General features: G+C 49.1%; 4 protein-coding genes and 2 pseudogenes. All 6 read right to left on the reverse strand.

Annotated elements, in window-relative coordinates:
- Window positions 1-242, reverse strand: a pseudogene (locus tag BACCELL_RS26885) (RagB/SusD family nutrient uptake outer membrane protein); the annotation flags it as partial.
- 12 nt (window positions 243-254) lie between these two features.
- Window positions 255-3350 carry a SusC/RagA family TonB-linked outer membrane protein gene (locus BACCELL_RS15295; RefSeq protein WP_044153913.1) on the reverse strand — a complete coding sequence of 1032 codons (3096 nt, stop codon included), beginning with the start codon at window positions 3348-3350 and terminating at the stop codon, window positions 255-257.
- Window positions 3351-3712: 362 nt separating this feature from the next.
- Window positions 3713-5743, reverse strand: coding sequence for an alpha-glucuronidase (locus BACCELL_RS15300; RefSeq protein ID WP_007212784.1), 2031 nt, complete (start codon window positions 5741-5743; stop codon window positions 3713-3715).
- Between the two features lie 21 nt (window positions 5744-5764).
- Entirely contained in the window at window positions 5765-6745 is a 981-nt protein-coding gene (locus tag BACCELL_RS15305) for a Gfo/Idh/MocA family protein (RefSeq protein WP_007212785.1), read from the reverse strand.
- Between the two features lie 24 nt (window positions 6746-6769).
- Window positions 6770-7746: pseudogene (locus tag BACCELL_RS15310) on the reverse strand (glycoside hydrolase family 43 protein).
- Between the two features lie 219 nt (window positions 7747-7965).
- A complete protein-coding gene (locus BACCELL_RS15315; protein ID WP_044153915.1) occupies window positions 7966-10659 on the reverse strand; it encodes an endo-1,4-beta-xylanase in 2694 nt (897 codons plus the stop codon).
- Window positions 10660-10708: the final 49 nt, after the last annotated feature.

Genomic DNA, 10708 nt, shown 5'->3' on the forward strand with positions numbered 1-10708 from the left:
CCGGCATCGAAGTTACCGCCGAAAGCGGCAGCCCAGTCCTGATCCCATCCCTGCGTATTACGGTTGAAGCCGCATACCAGTGTACCGTACGTATTGGCTACGAATTGATCGATAAGCTTTTTGTCCTGCCAAATCAAGTCGTCGGAGACAAATGTCGTAGGCTTGATGTCCAGCATATCAGTACAGGAAGTCATGCTGATAGCGGCAAGTAGTATGAATAAGGGTTTAAATATTTCTTTCATGATATTGTCTGTTTAAAATTGAATACTGATACCTGCGTTAAATGATTTCATTTGCGGATAAGACCAACCTTGTGAGTTTACATTTTCGGGGTCTATCTGAGGAACATCGGTAATGGTGAAGAGATTCTGTCCGCTGATGTACACACGTACATTCTCTAAACGGAGGTTGCTCAACCATTTGCGCGGGAAGTTGTAACCTACTTCAATGTTTTTCAGTCTGAAATAAGACGCATCATACAGATAGGTCTGCACGGGCGGGAAATCCGTATTCGGGAAGTTGTGCGTGGACTGCTCCAGACGCGGATAACGTGTGCCGGGATTGTTCTCGCTCCATGCTTCTTTTACCCAGAACTGAGGCAGATTGCCATCATTGAAGTAAGGCATTACTACGCCACCATTCAGATAAACCTGCGCATGGGCTGCTCCCTGGAAGAGGAAACTGAGGTCGAAATTCTTCCATGCCAGGCTTCCGTTGATACCGTATACGATTTCCGGTACGTTGCCGTATCCCAGATAAGTCATATCACCGGCATTTACCACTTCGTCACCGTTTACGTTTACATATTTGATATCACCGGGGCGGGTCACATAGTCGCTTCCTGCCACTTCCTGTTTGGCATACGCATCTATTTCCTGTTGGTTCTGGAAGATACCGTCTGTCTTATAACCGTAGTAGCTGTAGATGGGACGTCCGGTTTTTCTCAGGTATTCGGAGGTTCCTGCGGCCTCAGCCATTTCCAATATCTTGTTGCGGGCATAAGTGAAGTTTCCGCCTATGGAGTAACGGACTTTACCGATGTGATGATTGAACGTCAGGTTGGCATCGATACCTTTATTCTCCACCTTGCCGATATTTTCAAGCGGGAGTTCTCCACCGAACGACCAGGGCACTTCGGCTCCTCGCTGTGCAAGGATGTCGGAACGGGTTTCTTTAAAGAAATCTAAAGACAGGTTGAACATATCAAACAAACCTGCATCTATCGCGATATTCATCTTCTTGGAAGTTTCCCAGGTTGCCAGTGCATTGGCTATGGGGCCGGGAACCAAACCTTTGGTAACCAATTCTCCGAATACGTAGTCGCCAAGGTTATTCGCCAGTCCACCGCCATGCGAACCGCGTGAAGCGTACAAGTCGAAGCGGCTGTAATACGGGAAGGCTACACCACCGGTATTGTCGTTACCCAATGTACCATAGGACCCTCTGATCTTCAGGAAGTTTATCTTATTTTTCAAAGGTTCGAAGAACTTCTCTTCCGAAACCACCCAACCGATAGAGGCGGATGCAAATGTTCCCCAACGTTTGTCGGGAGCAAAGTTTTCGGAAGCATCCCGGCGGATATTCGCTTCAAACAGGTATCTGCCGCCATAATTATAGTTGATTCTACCCACATAGCTGAGGCGTGCCGACTCTCTGTCATATCCACCCAATTGCTGTCCGGTACTGTTACCGGCACTGATCTGATCCATTACGTCTGAGTCGAATGAGTTGCGGGATACCCATACGTTGTGGTATTTTTCTTTGCGTCCCAATGCCATCAACAGGGCTGAAACGGTATGGTTGCCGAAAGAACGGTCGTAGGTAAGATGTCCCTGCCACTCTATGTATTCGTTGTCATTCTGATTCTGATAGAGTGAGGCGCTGCCCCGTGGCTGCAAGTTGTAGTTGTTGTCTTGGTCGCGTACATACAGGTAAGGGGAGAGTGACCAGGTCTTTTGGGCGTAATTGTTTTTATCGTATGAGAAGACACCCTTTATTTTCAGTCCTTGGGTTACAAACGGAAGGTCCTGAGTCAGTTCGAGGCGGGTTAACAGACTGTTGTTTCGTGAGTCACTGTATCCCGCGTCTTTGCTGGTTTGCGCCATGATGTTCGGGTGAGTGGCATCGGGTACTGTGTAAAGGCCATTGTCATACTTGGCAAGTAGCACAGGAGTATTACGGATCAGCTGCTGGAAGACATTGGTACTGCTCTGCGGGCTTCCATGACGGTATTCCACACGACCGGATGCATCTACCGAGAGCTGAGTGGTAGAAGTGATCTTTACGTCGATATTGCTTCTTAAAGAGTAGCGTTCGTAGTTCAGATTATCCCACAAACCATCCTGATGTACATATCCGAAGCTGGTAAAGAACTTGATGTTATCGCGTCCGCCGTCCACGGTAATGTTGTGTTGATGCTGCACTGCATTCTTTGACAGCATTTCTTTGTACCAGTCGGTATTCGGATAGCGTTCGGGATCAGAGCCGTCGGCGAATTTTCTGATTTCCTCGTCTGTATAGATTGTATTGCCCATGTATATGTTCTTCATCCGGGCATAGTCGGTAGAATTGGCAAATTCCGGCAGACTTGTAGGCTTCTGTATTGATACGTTACCCGAGTACTTTACGTGGACTTTTCCGGTATTGCCTCGTTTGGTGGTGACCAGTATAACCCCGTTGGCACCGCGCATACCGAAGATAGCGGCTGAGGCGGCATCTTTCAATACGTTCAGCGATTCTATTTCATTGGGATCTATGCGGGCAAAGTCTTCTGCCTGGCGTTCGATGCCGTCGATGATATAGGTAGGTGAAGTTCCTCCCTGGAAAGTGGCAACACCACGGATATAGATTTGTGAGCCGTCCAGTCCCGGTTCTCCGGTGGTTTGTTTGGCTATCAGTCCGGGAATCTGTCCGATAAGTGCGTTGGAGGTATTTGCCGATTGGGCTTTCAGGATCTCGTCGCTTTTCACGGAAGCTACGGCACCTGTCAGATTTACTTTCTTCTGGACGCCATATCCCACTACTACTACTTCATCCAGTTTCATGTTGTCTTCACTCATAACTACACGCATATCTTTGGCTGCGGCAAGTGTTACGGTGCGATATCCTATATAAGATATCTTCAGCATGTTTCCTATGCGGGCTTCGAGCGAGAATTTACCGTCTATATCGGAGATGGTACCTTTTTGTGTCTTCTGGTCCTGTATGGATACACCAATCAGCGGCTCTCCGTTTTCATCAATAACCAGACCTTGAATAAGACTCTCTTGTGCGTATCCGCTTGCCGTTATAAGAAGAAATAGTATCCATGCAAGAGGCCGCAGTGCGATAAGTGGCAGTCTTTTCTTCATAATATTAAAAGATTTAATCGTTAATAATAGTGTTTTCATGCAATACAGGGAATAAGGAATATCCGAAATTAGCGCGCGTTGTAGTCCGTCCATCCTTTGGCCTGTTTGGCTGATACAAAAGTAGAGGGTGGGAGGAGTAAAAGCAAGCGAATCACTACTCTTTACATACTTTTGCCGGAGGTAAATTATACGTTTGAAATACGTTTGCTGATTGCTAATGTATTGATAAATAGTTGTGTATGTAAGCATGGACTTTGTTCGTATATAAAAATAGCCTTCCTGTTTTCATAGAATCAGCCGAATATAAAAAAGAGGGGAAGCGTTGGCTTCTCCTCTTAAAGATAGGTTTGTGAAGTATGTGATTACCTTCTTTCATTCAGCATTTTCGGTGTCGGGCATTCATGGTTGTCGATAGGAAGCTTCACTTGTTTCAAATCGTCCAATTCATGTATCGGCCTTTCCACTTCGTAAGGGGCACGCATACCCGAAAATTCCTGGAAGTATAGCAGGCAGGCATCTTTCCACCATACGGCATCACGTGCCTGTATCTTTAGGCGTGACTGTACATCCTTGAAACGTTCCGCATCGATGTAGTTCTCAGCCAGATCCCATTTTTTCTGAAAGCTTCTTACCTGCTGTACACCATGATCGTAGCGATAGCAAAGCTCGTCCCATAAAGTACGTCCGCTTTGCATGGTGTGTTGCCAAGGGGCATGATGGAACCACAAGAGATACTCATCCGGACAAGTACGGATGTCATCGTAAAGGCGGCAGAGTGAATCGGGATATTGGGCTGTAGCATTGCTACCCGTATGACTGCGGTCGAAACCTATCCCCTGTTTGTCTGCTTTATGATAGTAAGACGGCATCCAGTCGGGGCGTGCACCGGGCACGTCGCACCAAGGTTCCGGGCCGTAATGGTGTCCCCATGCAAAGAGGTGATGTAGCCCGAGTGGCATCATATAGTCTACCACAGCCTCGCGGCTTTCCATCATCATGCTATGTATTTCATAGGCAATGGGTGCATGTTCGGGATTACTTGCATCGAAGAAAGTTTGTTTCAGCCATTCTTCTGCGATTGTTCCCGATGTCAGGGAAGGATTCCAGGCCATGCGCCCGAAAGCGTACCAGTTGGCTTGGGCGAAAGGATGGCCACACCAGTTTGTATCCGTCCCTATATTGGCCACACCTGCTATGGCTTTCAATGAAGACGGCTTCACAAAGTCGAAGAACTCTTCCCACATCGGGGCAAGATAGGCAAGGTGATTGGAGAAGCCTAGATATTCTTGTGTAATCTGGAATTCGACCATCTGCGGAGTCCGGGGCATAGCGCCGAATAGAGGACTATATGGTTCGCGAGGCTGGAAGTCGACCGGACCGTTCTTTATCTGTACGATAACATTGTCGCGGAATTGTCCATCCAAAGGCTGGAATTCCAGATAGGCTTGCTTAGCGCGGTCTGCATCCGTTGGGCTGTAGACGAAAGCGCGCCACATGACAATACCTTTATAGGGCTTCAATGCATCTGCCAGCATATTGGCACCTTCGGCATGTGTACGGTTGAAGTCGCACGGGCCGGGCTGTCCTTCGGAATTGGCTTTCACCAGGAAGCCACCGAAGTCGGGGATGGTGCGATAGATCTCTTTGGCTTTCTGCTTCCACCAGGCGATGACATCTTTGTCCAAAGGATCGGCTGTGGAAAGCCCGCCCAGTTGCATGGGGGAGGCAAAGTTGATAGAGAGATATACCTTGATGCCATAAGGACGGAATATGTCTGCCAGAGCCTTTACCTTTTCCAGATATTCAGCGGAAAGGATTTTTGAGGAAGCATTTACATTGTTCAGTACCGTTGCATTGATTCCGATGGAGGCATTGGCACGAGCGTATGCTTCGTATCTGTCGGAGAGTGTGCCGGGCAGTTCTTCCCAGTTCCAGAGAGATTTGCCGGCATAACCGCGCTCGATGCTGCGGTCGAGGTTGTCCCAATGATTGAGAATACGCAGGTCATAGGCAGGATTCTCCGTTATTTCCTGGTCTGTTTCCGAAGGCTTTCCGAAGTTCTGCATTTCTTGTAGACGGATCAGGTGATAGGCAGCATAAAGCAAGCCCGTTTCGCTGGGAGAAGTGACGGTGAGTTTCCCATTTACCTGTCGTATGCGGAAGCCTTCGGAAGATAGCTGTTTGTCTTTCTTCAGTACAAGCGTAACGGGGAGCCCTTTCCATGCCTGTTTCAGTTCACGGACGGCTATGTTTAGTGTCGGAGACTGGCGAGGCGCTGTAATCTGTGTGTGGGCATCTGTCGATTGCCGGAGCCACAAGCGGCTACCGTCTTCCGCGGATACGGGTCCGAGTAAACAAGATAATAATAAGAATAAAGAGAGCAGTTTTTTCATAAACAAAAAGTATTGGTTGGTTTATTCATCGGCGGGGTAGCGTACTCCCCATTCGCGGCGTAAGTCATCCATCATGCGCATGATGCGCAGGGTTTCGGCGTGAGGCATATAGGGAGATTCGAGCCACCCGTTCCTCAGAGCTTCCATGGATGCATATACCTGGTATTCGTATCCGGTGATTTGTGGCGGACAGTTGTAGACAACTGCCGTCTTATAATCTTCCGTTACCACCCTGATTCGTTGCGGATTGTTGATATTTTCAATGATCAGATGCCCTTTGTCACCGGAAATGATGCCTTGGCGGTCGGTCATACTCAGCATACTGCTGTGCAGTACAGCGATTTTCCCATCCTTGAATGTAAGAGTTATACTATTCTGTGCATCGACTCCGGTATCGGTCTTTACGCAGGTAGAGGTGACACGCTCTACGTCCGTCCCGAAAACCATGGAAGCAAAGTTCAGTGCATACACTCCCAGGTCGAGCAGAGCCCCGCCTGCCAGTGCCGGTTGGCGGAGGCGCTCACGGTTGCCGATTGGGTAACCCAGATTGGCAGACAGCGTCATGGGGCGTCCGATGATTCCACCGTTTACAAGGTCATTGATGGTTTGCGATAGAGGCATATAACGTGTCCAGATAGCTTCGGTGATGAAGAGCTCCTTTTCTTTGGCAAGATTCAGCAGTTCTTCCGCCTGGCGGGCATTGGCGGTGAATGCCTTTTCGCATAAAACCGCTTTGCCTTTCAGCAGACTCATACGTGCATGTTCAAAATGGTGAGAATGGGGAGTGGCAATATATACCAACTCCACCTCTTCATCATCCAGCATTTCTTCATAAGAACCGTAGGCACGGGTGAAACCCCACCGGTCGGCAAAGTCACAGGCAGTCTGCAACTGGCGGGAAGCGACTGCATAAGCTTCTACTCCCTCCATTCCTTCGAGGGTGATTGCCATCTTTTCGGCAATCCACCCGGTACCTATAATACCAATTTTGACAGTATCCATACTCTATACTCTATCGGGTAAGGGTTAATCCAGTCCTTCAATGGTGATAATCTTCCCTTCGGCGTCGTATTCCAGTTCGCATACTTTCAGGCTGCGCAACCAGGTGCGTCCGCCGGAAGGCACACTGTCGTGATGGAACAGATACCATTTGCCCCGGTATTCCACAATGGAGTGATGGGTAGTCCAGCCTACCACCGGAGTCAGGATTACTCCCTGATAAGTGAAAGGACCGTAAGGATTGTCGCCGATGGCGTAGCACAGGCGGTGGGTATCACCGGTAGAGTAGGAGAAGTAATACTTTCCGTTATACTTGTGCATCCAGCTTGCTTCGAAGAAACGGCGTTCGTTGTCTCCGGCTGTCAGCGGTTGCCCGTTTTCGTCCAGGATCACTACGGCTTTAGGTTCTTCGGCAAATTGCAGCATATCCGCACTGAGTTTGGCAACGCGTCCGGGGATGGACGGCTCGTTGTCTGCGGGGAAAGTAGCTCCACTTTCCAGAGCTTTGTTGTCGCGATAGCGTTGCAACTGTCCGCCCCACAGACCACCGAAGTACATGTAGTAGTTACCGTCTCCATCATTCAGAACGGCAGGGTCCATGCTGTAACTTCCGCGCATCGGGTCGGGTTGGGGAATGAACGGACCTTCGGACGGTCGCTGATGGCAACACCGATACGGAAGATATCATTCTGGTCTTTCAGGGGGAAATACATATAATATTTGCCGTCTTTCTCAGCTACATCGCAATCCCAGAGTTGACGTCCTGCCCAGGGAATATCTTCGGTGGTGAGTACCAGGCCATGGTCTACGATTTCACCTTTCATGGGATCATCGGTAGAGAAGACGTGGTAGTCTTTCATATTGAAATGGTCACCGTTGTCATTTTCGGGGATACCGCTTTCCCAGTCGTGGGAAGGGTAGATGTAAAGACGGTCGTTGAACACATGGACGGCAGGGTCTGCCATATAATCTCCGGGTACCAAGTATCTTTTTTCTTTCTTCATGACTCTATAATTTTAAAGGTTAATATTCTTAATTTGTTTCATCTTATCGAGAAAATAGTTTCAGCTTGAAGAAGCTATAATTTTGCGATCCTCCAAATGGCTATGTGGCGATCCTCCAAATAGGTATGTGGTGATCTCACAAATAGGTATGTGGCGATCCACCCAATAGGTATGTGGCGATCTACCAAAAATGAGTGTTCTCTCTGTTGATCTTTGCCTCTAATAGCCTCCTGTAGCATAAATGCCGACCATGGTTCCGGTAAAACCTCCGGCTGTCTGCGTGCTTATCAGGTCGGCGGAGGCGGGGTCGCCTACTTGCGTCCAGTTACCTTTAGGACTGGTGGAGTAGCTGAAGGTATAGTTTACTGCATTATCTCCTTCTACTTTCAGATATACTTTTTCATCTGTCCGGGTTAGCGGGCTGTTTGCCTGGCTGCACAGTCTGCCATGGCTGTATGTTTCCAGAAGCATGACGGGTTTGCCGTCTTGGTCCAATGTCTTTCCGAAGCGAATATAGCAATTATCATCATGGAAACAGATGATACCCGCGAAATCCTTCGGCTGTTGTGGCACGAAGTCCAAGCCGGTCTGAGCTGTGAATGTCCAATTGTTAATCCAGCGGCCGATGGCGGCAGGCTGACGTTTTTGGTTAAGATCAGTGCTGCTGGCGGTCATTTCCAACTGCCCTTTGCTGTTTATATCATAGCAGGGCACCAGTGGAGTGCGGATGAAAAATGCTTCTTTAGCCAGTCCATTTGCTGTCCATAGTGGGGCAGGACCGTAGGAGCGGTCGGCGGTATAAGTGATGACATCACCCTCAGGAAGAATAATGGGTTGATTCTCTTTCCAGGTCACCGGGAGCATGAAAGTCTCGCGTCCCATCACGTCGTGACCGTTGCGGTAGGGGCGGACGCCGAGGAAGACAGCATACCAGTCGCCATCGGGAGTTTCCACCAGATCGGCATGACCGACGCAGGTAACCGGGTTGGGACGGTCGCCCGGCAAGCCGCGTTGCGTCAGTATCGGATTGATGGCACAAGGTTTGAAAGGGCCGAACGGAGACGCAGAGGTGAAGATCACTTCCGAGTGGTTGGGGCCTGTTCCACCTTCGGCAGCCATCAGGTAGTATGTGCCGTTGATGTGGTAGAGGTGTGGACCTTCTATCCAGCTGGGATGCTGGGTTTTGTCTACGCCCCCGTCAATAATCATCTTCTGTTTTCCTACGGTACAACCGTTTTTCCAGTCAAATTCGCGTATCCAGATAGCGCGGTGACCGTCATATTCGGGCTTTCCTGCCGGACCGTCATTGTTCACAATGTATGCTTTCCCGTCTTCGTCGAAGAGAAATCCGGGGTCGATGCCACCCACTTCGGGCAGGAAAGTGGGATCACTCCAGTTTCCTTTCTTCGGATCATCCGTGGTGACGAAGAAGTTACCGCCACCGTCTACGGCTGTAGTGATCAGATAGAACAGTCCGTTGTGAGGATTGTATTTGATGTCCGGAGCATAGATACCGCCACTGATGCGCAGGCCGTCGTACATAGGCAACTGTGAGGGGCGGTTGAGGACGTAGCCCAGTTGTTCCCAGTTTGTCAGATCTGTACTGTGCCAGATGGGTACACCGGGGTAGAAGGCGAAAGAGGAGTTGACCATATAATAGTCGTTTCCTACGCGGCAGATGCTCGGGTCGGGGTAACAACCCGGTAACACGGGATTCAATGTACCCGGTGTGGTAACCTGATCAGTTGCTTTATCGGTATCCTTGGGAGCTACCGTATATGTGAACTCATCGAACACGGCCTTTTTAGGTTCCAGAATTTCTTTCAGGAAGGGCTTAGGCTGATAGTTACGGTCGAAGAGTAGGGGATATTCCCGTCTTCCCGGTACGGGCCAGTCATTCTTCCAGGAGTCGCCATCCGATACTCCCCAGGCGGTTACGCGTGTAATGACGTCCGAGTGCTTTATGAAAAGTTCCATGAACGATTTCATACGTGCATTCCACAGATTGGAAACACTATCCGGCAGAGCTTCGGGATAGGGATTTAAGGCTTTCTCAAAGGCTACTTTGTCGGCAATATTTGCTCCGCGGTTTACGGTTGGCAAAGCACTCATGTCCCATTCCGTTATCATCACTTTAGCGCCTGTAGAGGCAAAGGCGAGAAGGCTGGTTTCATATTCACCTATACTGGGGTAATCCAATCCCATGTGTCCCTGCATACCTATGGCATCTATGCGCAATCCTTTTTCTTTGAGTGAATTGACCATACGCACCACTGCGTCTCGGCGTCCCGGTTCGTGCATACCGTAGTCGTTATAGTAGAGTTCCGCTTCCGGGTCTGCCTCATGTGCATATTGGAAAGCCAGCGGGATATATTCTTCTCCCAGTATCTCGTAGAACTTGCTTTTGCGGTAGCTTCCGTCTCCTTCGATGGCTTCGTTTACTACGTCCCAGCCTTTAATGCGACCTTTGTATCGGCCCACGATAGTATGAATATGGCTTTTCAGTCGCTCTTTCAGGACTTCGGGTGAAACATTTTTTCCTTCGGCGTCTACGCAGAACCAAGGTGAGAGCTGGGAATGCCACACCAAGCAATGCCCGATGATGAACATTCCGTTATCCTCGCCGAACTTAACGAATTCGTCTGCCAGGCTAAAGTCATATCTGTCTTCTTCCGGGTGTATCACTTCACTCTTCATGCAGTTTTCGGCCACAATGGAGTTGAAGTGGCGGCGCACTACATTGACTGCGCTGGTGTCGCGACCCGCAGCCTGTTCGGAATTAATGGCGACACCGACAAGGAATTTATCACCGAGAATGTTTGTTAGAGTCGGGGCTGCCGCAACAGGTTTGTCACTATTACAAGACATTAATGCGGCAGCACAAACTGATAATGCTAAATACTTTAATTTCATGCTATAATTGGTATGATTTGGTTGCTGAAGGGATTTACTCTTAATTATA

The organism is Bacteroides cellulosilyticus DSM 14838, assembly GCF_000158035.1.
Taxonomy (GTDB): domain Bacteria; phylum Bacteroidota; class Bacteroidia; order Bacteroidales; family Bacteroidaceae; genus Bacteroides; species Bacteroides cellulosilyticus.

Excerpts from the sequence above, each read along its gene's own strand:
- BACCELL_RS15295 (WP_044153913.1), bottom strand. The coding sequence starts at position 3,350 with ATGAAGAAAAGACTGCCACTTATCGCACTGCGGCCTCTTGCATGGATA.
- BACCELL_RS15300 (WP_007212784.1), bottom strand. The coding sequence starts at position 5,743 with ATGAAAAAACTGCTCTCTTTATTCTTATTATTATCTTGTTTACTCGGA.
- BACCELL_RS15305 (WP_007212785.1), bottom strand. The coding sequence starts at position 6,745 with ATGGATACTGTCAAAATTGGTATTATAGGTACCGGGTGGATTGCCGAA.
- BACCELL_RS15315 (WP_044153915.1), bottom strand. The coding sequence starts at position 10,659 with ATGAAATTAAAGTATTTAGCATTATCAGTTTGTGCTGCCGCATTAATG.